Below are 14174 nucleotides of genomic sequence, written 5' to 3' on the forward strand. Positions count from 1 at the left end.
CCCGAAAGGAGGGGATTTTACCTGCGCGCCACCGGGGTGGCAGCGCCTGCGATTGGCGCAACACTGGCAGTCACCGACTGGGCGCGCGTAGCAGCGTCGCCTGCAGCGAGGAATTTCTTCGGATCCTGCAACACGCCCTGCACCCAGACTTCGAAATGCAGGTGGGGCCCGGTGGAACGGCCGGTGGTGCCTACCAGTGCGATTTTCTGCCCGCGCCGCACCAAGTCGCCGCGGCGAACAAACACCCGGGACGCATGCGCATAGCGTGTGATCACCTGATTCCCGTGGTCAATCTCGACCATATTGCCGTACTCTGGGTGAAACTCCTGGGTCACGACCACACCGCCGGCCGCCGCCAGGATAGCGGACCCTGTCGCAGCAGGGAAATCCAGGCCGGTGTGCAGCGCCGATCGACCTGTGATCGGATCGATGCGCCAACCAAATCCCGAGCCCACCATATGGCCAGGAACCGGTTCTTGGGTAGGAATCATGTGCTTGCTCAGGAGTTGGTCGAGCAAGCGCGATTCGAGCACCGTCATCAAGTCTGCCCGTTGGCCGCTGATCGCGTCCAGCTCATCCAGCGTGCGCTGCAACTCGTCCATGCTGAGCGGACGGCTCGCCACCAGCACGCCGCCCTGCCCCGGCGCCTTGCCGGGTTTGTCACCTGTGCTCGCTGGCAAAGGGATTCCGGCCAGACCGGAGACCCGGTCGCTGAGCGACTCCAGCTGCACCATGCGTGCCTGCATTTCCCCGACCTTGCGCGCCATGGCGTCCAGGTTCTGGCGCACGAAGCGGTTGCGCTGATCGGTATCGTCCTTGACGACCAGGCGCACCAAATCGCCAATGACGGGCCAGCCTTCGCGTGCACCCTTCAAAAATACCAGGTGGTAGAGGCCTGCGGCCACGCACATCAACATCAGCGAAAACACCAAACCCGCTAGAACCAGGCGCGTGCCGGAAAGTGTCAGCGTCCGGCTGCGCGCAAGACGCGCGTCCATGATAATTACCTGCATTTGCCGCCTTTAACTGCGTGGCTTCTGCCTTTGTTTATGCACCGCCGCCACCATGCCGTGACTTTTCAGCAGGCCGCCGAGGAGGCGCCTGTCTTGGCCCAACTCACGAGCCTTGCGCGCGATTCAAGCGCACGCCTGAATGCCATCGAACCGCTGGTTCCCCCGGCGCTCCGGGCGTCTTTGCGCGCCGGACCCATTGACGGTACGACCTGGTGCCTGCTTGTCCAGGGCAACGCTGCCGCTGCCAAACTGCGCCAGTTGCTGCCCGCCCTGGAAGCCCATTTGCGCAGCAAGGGGTGGGAGGTTAGCGCGATTCGCCTGAAAGTTCAAACTTAGGGCGCCTGCAGATGCTCTGGTCAAGGGCGGAAAATGCTTCGGACACCTTCGCGCCTGCTAGCGACTGCGCAGGGCACGGCTCAGCAGCAGCACCGGCACCAGCCCGACCAGCACCAGCGCGAGTGAAGGCAGTGCTGCTTCGCCCAGGCGCTCGTCGCGCGCCAGCTGGTAGGCCACCACCGCCAGCGTATCGCTGTTGAACGGCCGCAGCACCATGGTGGCGGGCAGCTCTTTCATCACGTCGACAAATACCAGCAGCGCGCCCGCTGCCGCAGCGCGGTTGAGCAAGGGCCAATGCACCTCGCGGGCCAGGCGGATACTGCCGGCCCCCAGCAACCGGGCGCTTTCGTCCAGGCTAGTGGGCAGGCGGGCATAGCCGCTTTCCACACTTTGCAGTGCCACGGCGCAAAAGCGCACCAGGTAGGCCCAGACAATGCCCACCGCTGTCGTGGTAACGACTGCCGCAAGCCCCAGGTGCGGAAATTGCTGCTGAATCCAGGCGACAGGCAGCAACACGCCAACGACAATGACGGCGCCCGGCACTGCGTAGCCCACGCCCACCAGGCGCGCCACGAAACGACCCGGCCCTTGCGGCGTACGGCGCCCGGCAAACCCGAGCACCAGCGCGAGACCCAACGCCAGCGCAGCGGTGATGCCGCCGAGCCGCACACTGTTCCCTGCCCATTCCAGAAAACGCTCCCAAGGCAGTACCGACCAATCGGCCGCCAGGGGCCGCAGCATGAAGCCCACCGGCGCAGCAAACCCCAGCACAACGGGCAGGCCGCACACCAGCCACGCAAGCACGGTGCCCCAGCCGGACAATGCTGTCGGCACAGCAGCTGCCCCACCCGCCCCACGGATGCTGAAACGCAAACGCCGTTGCGCGCGGCGCTCCAGCCACAACAGCACCAGCACGAATGCCAGCAGCATGGTCGAGAGCTGTGCCGCAACGCGCGGGTCGTCCATTGCCAGCCAGGCCTTGATGATGGCGGTGCTGAATGTCTGGATGCCAAAGTAGCTGGTGACGCCGAAGTCCGCCAGCGTCTCCATCAAGGCAAGTGCCACACCAGCCGCCACCGCCGGGCGGGCCAGTGGCAATGCCACTTCGGCAATGCGGCGCGAGAGTGGCGCGCCGAGCATGCGCGCGGCCTCCATCAATTGGGGAACGCGCTCGGCCAACGCCGTGCGCGCCAGCAAGTACACATAAGGATAGAGAGACACCACGAAGACCAGTACGGCGCCGCCCAGGCTGCGTACTTCCGGCAGCAGACGCCCTTCCAGCCCAAAGGCCGTCCGCACCCATGTCTGCAAAGGCCCACTGAATTGAAGGAAATCGGTGTATGCGTAGGCCGTGACATAGGCGGGCATCGCCAACGGCAGGAGGAGCAGCCATTCGAAACTGCGCCGGCCCGGAAAATCAAACAAGGTAACGGCAACGGCTGCGCCGGTTCCCACGACCGCAGTCCCAACGCCGACGCCTAGCGCCAGCCAGAGCGTCGTCCACAGGTACCCCGGCAGCACCGTCTCGGCCATGGCCCTGAGCACAGGCAATGGCGCCGTAGACGCTGTGCCCGGCAACCACGCGCCCAGCAAGGCGAGGACAGGCAAACCAAGCACGCCGGCAATCAGCAACAAGGGAAGGTGACGCAATACCGCGCGGAAGGTAAACAAGATAGGAAGTCGGAAGGTGCGCGGCAACGCCAGTTCAATGCAAATGAGAATTTTACGCATTTACAAACATAAAATGGATGAATGTTCCTGCAGCTATCAAATCTGGGCGTGCGCTACCCGGATCAAAACACCCCGGCAGTCGATGGCGTCAGCCTGGGCCTCCCCGCTGGCAGCATTGGCGTTCTGATCGGGCCCTCTGGCTGCGGCAAGACCACGCTCTTGCGCGCGGTGGCCGGGCTGGCGCCCGTTGAACACGGTGAAGTGCGGCTGGCCGGCGAATGTGTGAGTTGCCCGGGCCACGGTGTGCCTCCCGAGGCAAGGCACATCGGCATGGTGTTTCAGGACTACGCGCTGTTCCCTCACCTGGACGTGGGCCGCAATATTGCGTTTGGCTTGCACGGCATGGAGCGCCACGCGCAAACCCAGCGCATTGGCGAGGTTCTGGATTTGGTGGGTCTTCCGGGCCGCCAGGGAAGCTACCCCCACGAACTCTCAGGCGGACAGCAGCAGCGTGTGGCGCTGGCGCGCGCTTTGGCACCCCAACCCAAACTGATGCTGCTGGATGAGCCCTTTTCCAATCTTGATGTGGGCTTGCGCGAGCGTCTGGCGCACGAAATGCGTGACATTCTCAAGGCAGCAGACGCCACAGCGCTGTTTGTCACGCACGATCAACTGGAAGCTTTTGCCATTGGCGACCTGATTGGCGTCATGCAGGCCGGCAAGCTGGAGCAATGGGACGATGCCTACAGCCTCTACCACCGCCCCGCCACCCGGTTTGTCGCCAACTTCATCGGGCACGGCGTCTTCGTGCCGGCCTCGCTTGAGCAAGGGCAGACGGGCGTTGCCGTGCATACCGCCCTGGGCAGCTTGCAGAACCTGACCGATTGCCCCCTGCCTTCGCACTATGCAGATGGCAAGTGTGACGTGCTGCTGCGCGCCGACGATATCGTGCACGACGATGTATCGCCCGTGAAAGCCCGCGTGCTGCGCAAGGCGTTTCGAGGCGCCGAGTTTCTCTACACCTTGCAGATGCAGGGCGGCTTGCAGCTACAGGCCCATGTACCCAGCCACCACGACCATGCCATTGGCGAATGGATTGGCGTGCGCGTGCAGGCCGACCATGTCGTCACATTCGCCCGTGAGGCAGTGAACGCCTGAGACCGCTGCGGCCTCCAGCCACGCACCAAGCCTGCTCAGACGAGCAACCTGCGGCCCGTGATCCGCTCGTGTTCCGCCGCGGCAAAGCGGTCCGTCATACCAGCGATGAAATCCGCCACCACCCGTTCACATTGCCCTGGCGCTGCGGCAGCGCGGGCGAGGTAACCAGGCTTCATCGCCTTCGGGTCGGAAAGATAGGCCTGGAACAACTCACGCACCACGACTTGGGCGTTGTCCGTGGTCGCCACAACCTGCGGATGCCGGTACAGGTTGTCGAAGAGAAAGCGCTTGAGCGCCTGCGACTCGCTGCGCATCTCCGGGCTGAAGCAAATCAAGGGCTCGGCATGGCGGGCGCCGTCCACATCGGCCGGCGTGGCGCGCGCCAGTGCCGCCTGGGTCGCCGCAATGACGTCGTAGACCTGCGCGCTGAGCATGCGGCGAATGGTTTCGTAGAGCAGACGGCGCTGGTGATCGGGCATATCGAGCGAAGGGTACTCACCCAGCGCCTGCGCCCGGTAGCGCGCAAAAAGCGGCACCTGCTGCAGTTGCTCTTGCGTGATGAGCCCCGAACGCACGCCATCGTCGATGTCGTGGGCGTTGTAGGCGATCTCGTCGGCCAGATTGGCCAACTGGGCCTCCAGGCTGGGCTGGCGATGTTCCAGGAACCGGGCGCCGACACCGCCAGGCTCTTCGGCCTCCAGGGCCTGGGCATTCGTGCGCGAGCAATGTTTCAAAATGCCTTCGCGCGTCTCGAATGTGAGGTTGAGCCCGGCAAACTGCGGGTAGCGCAGCTCGAGCTTGTCCACCACACGCAGGCTTTGCAGGTTGTGCTCAAAACCACCATGCGAGCGCATGCAATGGTTCAAGGCATCCTGCCCAGCGTGGCCAAAAGGCGTGTGGCCCAGGTCATGCGCCAGGGCGATGGCTTCCACCAGGTCTTCGTTCAGGCGCAGCGAGCGCGCCACCGAGCGGGCCAGTTGCGCCACTTCGAGCGAGTGCGTCAGCCGGGTGCGAAACAGGTCGCCCTCATGGTTGAGGAACACCTGCGTCTTGTAGACCAGGCGCCGAAAGGCTGAGGAATGCACGATGCGGTCGCGGTCGCGCTGGTAGTCGCTGCGCGTGGGCGCGGGCACTTCGGGATGCCTGCGTCCGCGGGTGCCCGCCGCATGGCAGGCATAGGCGGCCAAACCAAAAATATCAGTCAAATCGGCCTCTAGCGCTTATTCCATATGCGCATACAGCTATGTATTCAATAGCATTCAAGGGCTTTGCCAAGCTTGTGCCTCAGTCGGTGGCGCAGCACAGGTCGATCACCTCACGCACCAAGGCATCGGGTGCCCCGCGCACCACGGCCTTGCCTGGGCCGTCGATCAGCACAAAGCGGATGTCACCTGCCTGCGCCTTCTTGTCCACCCGCATCAATTCGAGATAGCGCCCGGCGTTGTCCTGTGCATCGAGCACCGGGGCTCGCACCGGCAGGCCGGCCCGCTCGACCAAGGCATGCAGGCGCGCGCAGAACGCCGCATCCACCAAATTCAGGCGGCGAGAGAGCTCGGCGGCCATCAGCATGCCGGCGCCAACGCCCTCGCCGTGCAACCACACGCCGTAGCCCATGCCCGATTCAATGGCATGTCCAAAGGTGTGGCCAAAGTTGAGAATGGCGCGCAGGCCCGATTCGCGCTCGTCCTGGGCCACCACCTCGGCTTTGATCTCGCAACTGCGCCGCACCGCATGGGCAAGCGCCGCCTGATCGCGTGCGCGCAGCGCATCCATGTGGGCCTCAAGCCACTCCATGAATGCCATATCGTAGATAGGCCCGTACTTGATCACCTCGGCCAGACCTGCGCTCAGCTCGCGCGCCGGCAGGGTAGCGAGGGTGGCCAGATCACAGACCACCAGCAGCGGCTGGTGGAACGCACCCAGCATGTTCTTGCCCAGGGGATGGTTGATACCCGTCTTGCCGCCCACGGAAGAATCCACTTGCGCGAGCAAGGTGGTGGGCACTTGCACAAACGGCACGCCGCGCATGTAGCACGCGGCAGCGAAGCCCGTCATATCTCCGACCACACCGCCGCCCAAGGCGAACAGGATGGTTTTGCGGTCGCAGCCCTGGGACAGCAAGGCATCAAAAATCAGGTTCAGCGTGGTCCATGATTTGTGCTCTTCGCCATCCGGCAAGACTACCCCATGCACTTTCGCATACTTCGCCTCCAGGCTGGTGCGCAAGACTTGGGCGTACAGGGGCTCCACCGTTGTGTTGGTGACAATGAGCGCGGACGTTGCCGGCGGCAGTGTGGCAAAGCTGCTTGCCATGCCCAAAAGGCCTGGGCCGATAACGATAGGGTAGCTGCGGTCGCCCAGCTCAATAAAGACAGTTTGCATGTTCGTGGATACGGGCTAGCCAACAGAAGGTGCAGCGCCTGCGCGATCGCGGGACAGCGTGGCGTCGTGGATGTGAATCGAAGAGGACATGGCACGCAAAGTGTAGGACATGAACGTCGTGGGGCCAGCTTACCCAGGCTGGTGTGTGGGGGCTTCCCGCTCCAGAGGGCACAGGCGACACAGTCGCTGGCCCTTCCAAGGAATCGGCCACGGCGAGGCGAAGCGGGCAGTGGGATAGCGTCTTGGTTATGGGTGCGCCTTACCACCAGGCGGCACAACGCTGCCCAGTTCCAGTTGCATCACGACCATGTTCACCAAGGTCGCGACCGACGGGCGGCCGGTTTCAATCACGAAATGCGCTGTTTCGCGGTACAGCGGGTCACGCTCGGCATACAGGCTGCGCAGCCGCTCCAGGGGATTGGCGGTTTGCAGCAAGGGCCGCGTGGTGTCGTGGCGCAGGCGTCGGTAAATATCCTCGGGCAAGGCGTGCAGGTAAATCACATACCCAGACTGGCGTAGGCGCTCGCGGGTTGCGGGCCGCACGACTGCACCGCCCCCCGTGGACACCACCGTACGGCCACCTGCTTTCGTCAGTTCATCCAGCGTGGCTTCTTCGATGGCCCGAAAGGCCTCTTCGCCCTCGCGATCAAAGAACTCACGGATAGAACCGCCTATACGCGCCTCGATCAGTCGGTCCGAGTCCATGAAGGCAAATCCCAACCTTCGCGCGAGCTGCCGCCCAACCGTCGTTTTGCCACTTCCGGGCATACCAACAAGTGCAATCATGAAATTAACCGGCGTATCCCCATAGAACTGAAATCCAAGATCAACCTCGGGCTCGGCATCCCTCATCCGTTGGCACCAAAAAAAGCAGCCCCTTGGAGTTTATCCAAGGGGCTGCTACCAATTGTCAGTCAGGACAGGTCAGTAGCTATATCGCTACGTGCTTTGGCCTGCCTGAAAAATTAAGCCGCTACCACAATAGTCACCCTTTGATTCACGACGATTGATCCTCGGGTGGCTGTCACGATGAAAGTGTATGTCCCAGCCACAGTCGGCGTGCCCGAAATTATGCCGTCTGACGTCAGCGTGAGCCCTGCCGGCAAGCTTCCCGTCGTCGTCCAAACGACGGGTACGGAAGGATCGCCAATCGAGAAGGAGAGAGTGTTTGCATAGACAGTGCCCACCTTTCCTGCTGTCAATGCGCACGGAGCACTGACACTGCTGGTGCATCCGTCGATGGCAAATTCACCTGCCACGGTAACCATCAGATTTTTCGACACCAAGATGCCTGCGTCATCTTTCACGGTCACCGTCACCGAGTAACTGCCATTTTTCACTGTAGGCGTGCCACTGATCACACCATCAGAACTCAGCGTCAGGCCGGTGGGCAATGCACTACTCGACCATTGGTAAGGAGGCACCCCGCCTTGCGCCGTCAAAGCGGACGAGAAGAACATTCCGTTGACAACCGAAATGGATGCATCTGTGATAGTTAGCGGCACGGTGCCCGGTGCTGCATTTTGCACACTAACAGCCATCAACTGGGTGACCGGGTCTTGGATACCGTTGGAGACATCGTTGTCTGCCCGGTCCGTGGTCAATTCGAGCAGTATCACGCCTGTATCAGGCCCACTGGACAGGGAAACCAAACCCGTTCCACCAATAGTGCTCACCTGCACTGCGCTGCCTGACTGCGAACCTGCGAGCAAACGTGCCCCAGCCGAAGCGCCAAACGGGCGAATCCGGACCTGGAGATTAGCTGCAGCCGGGTTAGGAATGGGCTGGTTCGCGTCATCCATCACAAAGGCTTGGATACCGACGTTGTTGCGCAGCGAAGTCGTAGTGTTTTGTGTACCGAGATATCCAGGCGCCTGTGCCGTGCCACGCACACTCGCCGGTTTGCCCGTCGCAGCGCCGACCACAATATCGACGCTGGCGCTGGAAACCTGATTGTCCGCAGGATTGGTGACCGAGCAGGTCACCCGCGCCGTGCCTGACTTGGTGCCAGCATGAAAATGAAAGGAGTTCCCACCAGCGTTCGACCCTAGCGTGATGGAGCGATACGCTAGGGGGTTGCCGGCATCATCCTCGTGAGCCTTGTCGCCATCAAGGTAATACAACGCCCCAGAATCCAGCCCCTGGGACAGGTTGCAGGCAAAGATATCTTTTGCGCCTAGAATCGGCGCCCCACCTTCACTAGCATTCACATATACCGTTGTGGTATAAGTTGCATAGGCTCCGATGCTTGGACCTTGGCTGGAAATATTGATAGGTAACTGAGTTTTGTCCGCCGTCAACGTGATTGTGTAGGGAAGTTTGGTATCCCCTGGGCTTCCTCCTCCTCCCCCGCAGGCCGTCAGCACAGAAGAGATTACCAGGGCGGCAGCGCCAAATAACTTTCTCATTGTTCACCTCAATTTAAATTTTGATTTATCGCACGGGACCGCGATCGGAAATCACTTTAGGCGTGATAAAAACAAGCAGCTCATTTTTCTTGGATTCCTTGGTCCTGTTCTTGAAGAGATTTCCCATGACCGGAACATCTCCAAGGAGCGGAATCTTATTCTCTTGACTGGTTTCTTCCATCAAGAAGATACCGCCAATGACGACCGTGCCTCCATTTTCCACAAGCACCTGCGTCACGATGTGCTTGGTGTCAATGGCAACGCCCTGGGATGTGGTTTCCCCTCGGCTGTCCTTGTTGACGTCAAGATCAAGAATGATATTGCCTTCCGGCGTGATCTGAGGAGTGACTTCCATTTTCAACACGGCTTTCTTGAAAGCAATTGTTGTGGCCCCATTCGGCGCCGTAACGGAGTATGGGTACTCCGTCCCCTGCTCAATGATCGCCTTGGTCTGGTCTGCGGTGATGAGGTGCGGACTGGACACGATTTTGCCTTTACCGTCCGCCTCAAGGGCCGACAGCTCAAGCGTCAGAAAACGGTTTGCCGCCGAATTGAAGAGAGACAAAGCAAAACTACCCACAGCGGCGCCACTCGAAAGCGAAGCCGGCAAGTTAACGAAGTTACCAGAAGTGTCCGTGGCTCCCCCGGCGCCGCTGCTGGCGACAGCGTTGCTGTAGCTGGTGCCGAACACCACGCTATTGTTATTGCCCAGGGAATAACCGCCCGTTCCACCCTTGTTGGCGCGAAGATCTGTACCTCCCAAGCGCACGCCAAGGGAGCGACCAAAGGTGTCGCTGGCCTCGACAATTCGCGCTTCGATCAACACTTGTCGCACTGCGACGTCCAGTGATAGCAAGAGCTTGCGCACCTCCTCGATTTTGGCAGCGGTATCTGTCACGAAAAGCTGGTTAGTGCGTGGCTCTGCGATGGCACTACCGCGCTCGGAAAGAAAGCGCGACGTATTGCCTCCCGTTCCTCCGCCACCGGCGGATGTGAGCTGGTCCACCATTGCTGTGGCTTTGGCGTAGTTGAGCTGAAATGCCTGCGTGCGCAGTGGTTCCAGCTTTTGAATTTCCAGCGCTGCCTCAAAATCCTTCTTGGTGCGCGCGTCGATCTCGTCCTTCGGCGCTATCCACAGAACCGTGCCCGTCTTGCGCATACCCAGGCCTTTGGCGTCCATGATGATCTGCAGCGCCTGGTCCCAAGGCACATCCTTGAGCCGCAACGTGAGCGCTCCCGTCACAGTGTCGGACGTCACGATGTTGAAGTTGGTGAAATCGGCAATGACCTGCAGCAGAGAGCGCACCTCAATATTCTGGAAATTCAGCGAAAGCTTTTCTCCGCTGTAGCCAGGGCCTTGCGTCAACTTGCTCAGGTCCACCTTTTTCTGCCGAACTTCAACGACAAACTGGTTGTCGCTTTGGTAGGCGCTGTGCTCCCACTCGCCGATCGGCTCAATCACCATGTGGACGCGGTCTCCGTCCTCTGTCGTGGTAATGCGCTGCACCGGCGTACCAAAGTCGGTGACATCCAACTTTCTCCGCAATCCCTCAGCCAGTGAAGAGCGAAGAAAATCGACGGTCAATGTTTTGGCCTGCTGCCGCAAATCAACGCCCACCTGATTGTTTGCCAAGGCCACTACAATTCTGCCGGAGCCATCAGGGCCACGCCGAAAATCGATATCCTTGATGGGCAACACATCGCTATTACCGGACTCCGAAAATACCGTCTTCTGCGCAGAGGCGCTGCCGGCAGATGCCACAGGCTCCAGGACAACCAACAATGCATCCCCCTGAAGCTCTGTCCGGTACGCTGTTGGCTGCTTCAAGTTGAGCACCACACGTGAACGGCCCTGGGCTTGGACGACATTGACAGTTTTGAGGTTACCTTGGTTGATATCCACGACAGGCTTGTCCAATGCGCTTATTGCACCAGGAAAATCAAGTGCGATGCGTGCAGGTGACTGAGTAGCAAACCCAGTGGGAAGCGCGGCCAGTGGCTGCGTGAAATCAATACGCAGAACTTCCGAGCCACCTTGCAGCGATCCTGTCACAGATTTGATTGCGCCCTGTGCAAAAGCGAGAGAAGAGACAAGAGTAGCAGCGGTAGCGAAAGCCACGCCGCGAACAAAGTTCATCATATTGAAATTATCCCGCTTCATTTTTTCTCCCCCTCTTGCAGTTCCAGCGATGCCGTGCGCTCAACCCAGTCACCCGTGGCGTCCTGCACGATTTCACGAAGTTGAACTGCAGTTTCGGTGATATTTTTAATACGGCCATAGTTTTGACCGAGATAGTCGCCCACACTGACTTGGTAAAGCAAATTGTCCACCTTGAGGAGTGCAGTGGGTTTGCCTGCTTTCATCAAGCTTCCCACCATGGCCATGGAATCCAATGGAAACGCCTCCAATGGCTCTTTCCGACGGGCCAGCTCGGGGGCAATCAAGGCTGCATTCGATGCCGTTTGAGTAGAATCGCGCCGCAATGCTTGCGTCAGACGCTGAGGATTAAAGGGCTCCAAATCGCTTTGTGCAACATACGGCTGAGGCTCGAAGTGCTTAGGTTCGGTAAGGGGCGTCACATGGGGCTGGGTTTGTGCACGCTCCTGTGCCATCCATTCGCGCAATTCACCTTCACCCGAGGAATCGCACCCCATGAGAACCAGAACGACAGCACCTAGCAATGCAACATGGATTTGCTTCATTTTGGCTGCCCCTTCGCAACCTTGCGCTGGGCTTCAATTTCATCAGTATCTAGGTAACGGAATGTTCTTGCCGTCGCGTCCATAGTGAGATTGGCGCTATTCTTATCCTTTTCACTGGCTACGATAGCGATATCGTTCAAGGTCACGATACGAGAGAGATTGGCAATATCGGCCGCAAATGCACCCATATCGTTGTATCTTCCGGTCACACGAATAGCGATAGGGAGCTCTGCGTAATATTCGCGAATAATCACTTGCCCAGGACGGAAAAGTTCAAACTGCAGGCTACGCCCCACACCAGATTGGTTAATATCAGACAACAGCGCCGACATCTCTGCCTTGCTGGGAAGCTGTTTCTCCAGTTGAGTCACATATTGCTGAATTTGCTCTCGTTGTTTCTTCAAAAGATCCAAGCTCACCGCTTTGGCCAACTTGGTTTTGTAGTCTTGACGCAGAGTCTGCTCAGTAGCGCGCTCAGTGTCCAGCGCATCCCGATAGTCAGTCAGTTTTGCAAACCACAATACCACTGCAACCGCAGCAGCAATGAATATGCAGAGCAGATACCGCGGTAGAGGAGGCCACAGCGATGGGTCCTTGGTATCCAGATTTCGGAATTGGCGTTGCAATTTACTTTGCAATGCCGCCATGTCTATGGAGTTTTTTTGCTTTTTGGCCATGATTTAGTTTCCGGCCGCTGGCGTATTCACATCGCCATCTTTTGTCTTGTTTTCGCCACTGGACCGCTTCAACGTAAAGCTGAGGTTAAAGGCATACACGCGTCTCTCATCTCGCGGCGTCAATGCAACCTTGCTCGCAACAATTTCGACCAACTGCGGCTTCGACAGCCAAGGCGTGTTATCGGACAAATTTCGCAGCATCTCCGACACACGTTCATTGGACTGCGCCATACCTCTGATCGCAATCTGCTGGTTGGTTTGCTTCAGATTGGTCAGATAAACACCATCAGGCAATTGCTTGACCAGTTCGCTCAGCAGGTGCACAGGCAAATTACGATCTGCCTGCAAGTTCTCTACCGCTTTCTGGCGAGCACGCAGCGAAGCAATTTCGTCTTCAATGCCGGCGATCTCCTTGATTTGCCCTTCCAACACCGTGATTTCGCTGTGCAAAAAGGCGTTTCTGGCCTGCTGTTGCTCGATCATCATCTGGAACCACCAGTAGATGAGACCGGCGATTAGCAAGCCCACCAAAAATGAGGCAAACATCGTTGCCTGGAATGCTTCGCGCCGACGCTTGCGCGCCACCTCGCGATGCGGTAGCAGGTTGATGAGAATCACTGCAGGAACCTCCGCATCGCAAGACCACAGGATGTGAGGTAGGAAGGCGCCTCACGCACCATCTTCTTGATCCGAACCGAGCTCGACATCTCCATGCCTTCAAAAGGATTGACCACGGCGGACGGAAAACCTGTGTGCTGCGTTACCGCATCAGACAAACCCTGCAGGGGAGATGACCCCCCCGCAAGCAAGATGCGATCGACCCGGTTGTGCGGCGTACTGGTGAAGAAGAACTGCAATGCGCGTCCGACCTCCTGCGCCATGCTTTCAACAAACGGCCGAAGGACCACACTCGCATAGTCTTCTGGAAGATCACCGCTGCGCTTCTTGCTTTCCGCCTCTTCGACAGAGAAGCCATATTGCCGCATGATCAGTTGTGTCAGCTGCGCACCACCGAAAGCCTGGTCGCGGTCGTACAGCACCTCGTCATTGCGAATGACCTGCATGCTGGTGGTCATCGCCCCCACCTCGAAGAGGGCAACCAGAGAGTCCACCCCTTTGTTCGGGAACGCTTCGATAAGACGACTCGCTGCCAAGCGCGACGCATAAGACTCAACATCCAGAATCACCGCCTTGAGGCCTGCAGCCTCGGCCAAGCCTTCGCGGTCCTGAACCTTCTCGCGGCGCGACGCCGCAATCAGTACATCAACATCCCCTGGCGCATTCTTGCTCGGGCCGATGACACAAAAATCGAGACTCACTTCATCAAGCGAGAAAGGGATGTACTGATTGGCCTCCGACTCGACTTGCACCTCAAGCTCCTGATCGGTCATGCCAGCAGGCAATGAGATCTTCTTGGTAATGACGGCAGAGGGAGGCAAAGCAAGTGCTACAGATTTGGTACGCGTCCCGCTTTTCTTGACGACGCGTCGAACTGCCTCGGCCACTTCATCAAATTTCTCGATGTTGCCGTCAGTGATCCAGCCGCGCTCCAATGGCTCAATCGCGCAGCGCTCAAGAATTAACGCACCCGATTTGTCGCGCCCCAACTCCACCAGCTTGACGCTGGATGAACTGATGTCGATACCCAGCAGCGCAGGAGACTGGCGACCGAACAAGGATCCCGAAGAGATCAAGATGCCCCCTTGTAGTTGTACATATGAAGCAACAAAACTTCACATTTCACATGAATGCTAGCAGTAAGATACTTCTCCGGCAAAGAGTTTTCCCGTTGTAGCATCTTCAGAACGTTGTCAAAAGCAGACGAA

13 protein-coding genes are annotated in these 14174 nt (G+C 59.1%); 2 read left to right on the forward strand and 11 right to left on the reverse strand.

Annotation, left to right across the window (positions count from 1 at the left end; genetic code table 11):
• Positions 1–17: 17 nt before the first annotated feature.
• Positions 18–1013, reverse strand: coding sequence for a M23 family metallopeptidase (locus tag AC07ZH_RS09315; RefSeq protein WP_495199492.1), 996 nt, complete (start codon positions 1011–1013; stop codon positions 18–20).
• 36 nt (positions 1014–1049) lie between these two features.
• Between AC07ZH_RS09315 and AC07ZH_RS09320 the strand changes: the two genes are divergently transcribed.
• The gene (locus AC07ZH_RS09320; protein ID WP_119109129.1) at positions 1050–1349 is read left to right on the forward strand and encodes a DciA family protein; all 300 of its coding nucleotides are present in this window, start codon (positions 1050–1052) and stop codon (positions 1347–1349) included.
• A gap of 57 nt (positions 1350–1406) precedes the next feature.
• Here AC07ZH_RS09320 and AC07ZH_RS09325 read toward each other — a convergent pair whose 3' ends face one another.
• Positions 1407–3080: an ABC transporter permease gene (locus AC07ZH_RS09325; RefSeq protein WP_495199493.1), complete on the reverse strand. Its 1674-nt coding sequence runs from the start codon at positions 3078–3080 to the stop codon at positions 1407–1409.
• 21 nt (positions 3081–3101) lie between these two features.
• Between AC07ZH_RS09325 and AC07ZH_RS09330 the strand changes: the two genes are divergently transcribed.
• Positions 3102–4178 (forward strand): ABC transporter ATP-binding protein, encoded by a 1077-nt coding sequence (locus AC07ZH_RS09330; protein WP_495199494.1) that lies wholly within the window; start codon positions 3102–3104, stop codon positions 4176–4178.
• 35 nt (positions 4179–4213) lie between these two features.
• On the opposite strand, the gene AC07ZH_RS09335 is transcribed toward AC07ZH_RS09330, so the two are convergent.
• From AC07ZH_RS09335 to AC07ZH_RS09375, 9 genes are all read right to left on the reverse strand, one after another.
• Positions 4214–5383, reverse strand: a complete 1170-nt coding sequence (locus AC07ZH_RS09335) for a deoxyguanosinetriphosphate triphosphohydrolase (RefSeq protein WP_495199495.1) — start codon at positions 5381–5383, stop codon at positions 4214–4216.
• Positions 5384–5462: 79 nt separating this feature from the next.
• Entirely contained in the window at positions 5463–6560 is a 1098-nt protein-coding gene (aroB, locus tag AC07ZH_RS09340; RefSeq protein WP_495199496.1) for a 3-dehydroquinate synthase, read from the reverse strand.
• Positions 6561–6806: 246 nt separating this feature from the next.
• On the reverse strand, positions 6807–7346 hold the full coding sequence (locus AC07ZH_RS09345; RefSeq protein WP_495199497.1) for a shikimate kinase: 540 nt from the start codon (positions 7344–7346) through the stop codon (positions 6807–6809).
• 179 nt (positions 7347–7525) lie between these two features.
• Positions 7526–8968 (reverse strand): Ig domain-containing protein, encoded by a 1443-nt coding sequence (locus AC07ZH_RS09350; RefSeq protein ID WP_495199498.1) that lies wholly within the window; start codon positions 8966–8968, stop codon positions 7526–7528.
• 25 nt (positions 8969–8993) lie between these two features.
• Entirely contained in the window at positions 8994–11129 is a 2136-nt protein-coding gene (locus AC07ZH_RS09355; RefSeq protein ID WP_495199499.1) for a type IV pilus secretin PilQ, read from the reverse strand.
• Complete coding sequence (locus tag AC07ZH_RS09360; RefSeq protein ID WP_495199500.1) at positions 11126–11671, reverse strand: pilus assembly protein PilP; 546 nt, start codon at positions 11669–11671, stop codon at positions 11126–11128. Before AC07ZH_RS09360 ends, AC07ZH_RS09355 begins: the two co-directional genes overlap by 4 nt.
• Positions 11668–12348, reverse strand: coding sequence for a type IV pilus inner membrane component PilO (locus AC07ZH_RS09365; protein ID WP_495199501.1), 681 nt, complete (start codon positions 12346–12348; stop codon positions 11668–11670). Before AC07ZH_RS09365 ends, AC07ZH_RS09360 begins: the two co-directional genes overlap by 4 nt.
• A gap of 3 nt (positions 12349–12351) precedes the next feature.
• The gene (locus tag AC07ZH_RS09370; protein ID WP_495199502.1) at positions 12352–12966 is read right to left on the reverse strand and encodes a PilN domain-containing protein; all 615 of its coding nucleotides are present in this window, start codon (positions 12964–12966) and stop codon (positions 12352–12354) included.
• Positions 12963–14042 (reverse strand): pilus assembly protein PilM, encoded by a 1080-nt coding sequence (locus tag AC07ZH_RS09375; protein ID WP_119109140.1) that lies wholly within the window; start codon positions 14040–14042, stop codon positions 12963–12965. The genes AC07ZH_RS09370 and AC07ZH_RS09375 overlap by 4 nt, the downstream gene beginning before the upstream one ends.
• Positions 14043–14174: the final 132 nt, after the last annotated feature.

The organism is Simplicispira sp. GW247-4R2A (assembly GCF_059424465.1).

Coding starts and splice junctions, on each gene's coding strand:
- AC07ZH_RS09315 (WP_495199492.1), bottom strand. CDS start 1,013: ATGCAGGTAATTATCATGGACGCGCGTCTTGCGCGCAGCCGGACGCTG.
- AC07ZH_RS09320 (WP_119109129.1), top strand. CDS start 1,050: ATGCACCGCCGCCACCATGCCGTGACTTTTCAGCAGGCCGCCGAGGAG.
- AC07ZH_RS09325 (WP_495199493.1), bottom strand. CDS start 3,080: ATGCGTAAAATTCTCATTTGCATTGAACTGGCGTTGCCGCGCACCTTC.
- AC07ZH_RS09330 (WP_495199494.1), top strand. CDS start 3,102: ATGTTCCTGCAGCTATCAAATCTGGGCGTGCGCTACCCGGATCAAAAC.
- aroB (WP_495199496.1), bottom strand. CDS start 6,560: ATGCAAACTGTCTTTATTGAGCTGGGCGACCGCAGCTACCCTATCGTT.
- AC07ZH_RS09345 (WP_495199497.1), bottom strand. CDS start 7,346: ATGATTGCACTTGTTGGTATGCCCGGAAGTGGCAAAACGACGGTTGGG.
- AC07ZH_RS09350 (WP_495199498.1), bottom strand. CDS start 8,968: ATGAGAAAGTTATTTGGCGCTGCCGCCCTGGTAATCTCTTCTGTGCTG.
- AC07ZH_RS09355 (WP_495199499.1), bottom strand. CDS start 11,129: ATGAAGCGGGATAATTTCAATATGATGAACTTTGTTCGCGGCGTGGCT.
- AC07ZH_RS09360 (WP_495199500.1), bottom strand. CDS start 11,671: ATGAAGCAAATCCATGTTGCATTGCTAGGTGCTGTCGTTCTGGTTCTC.
- AC07ZH_RS09365 (WP_495199501.1), bottom strand. CDS start 12,348: ATGGCCAAAAAGCAAAAAAACTCCATAGACATGGCGGCATTGCAAAGT.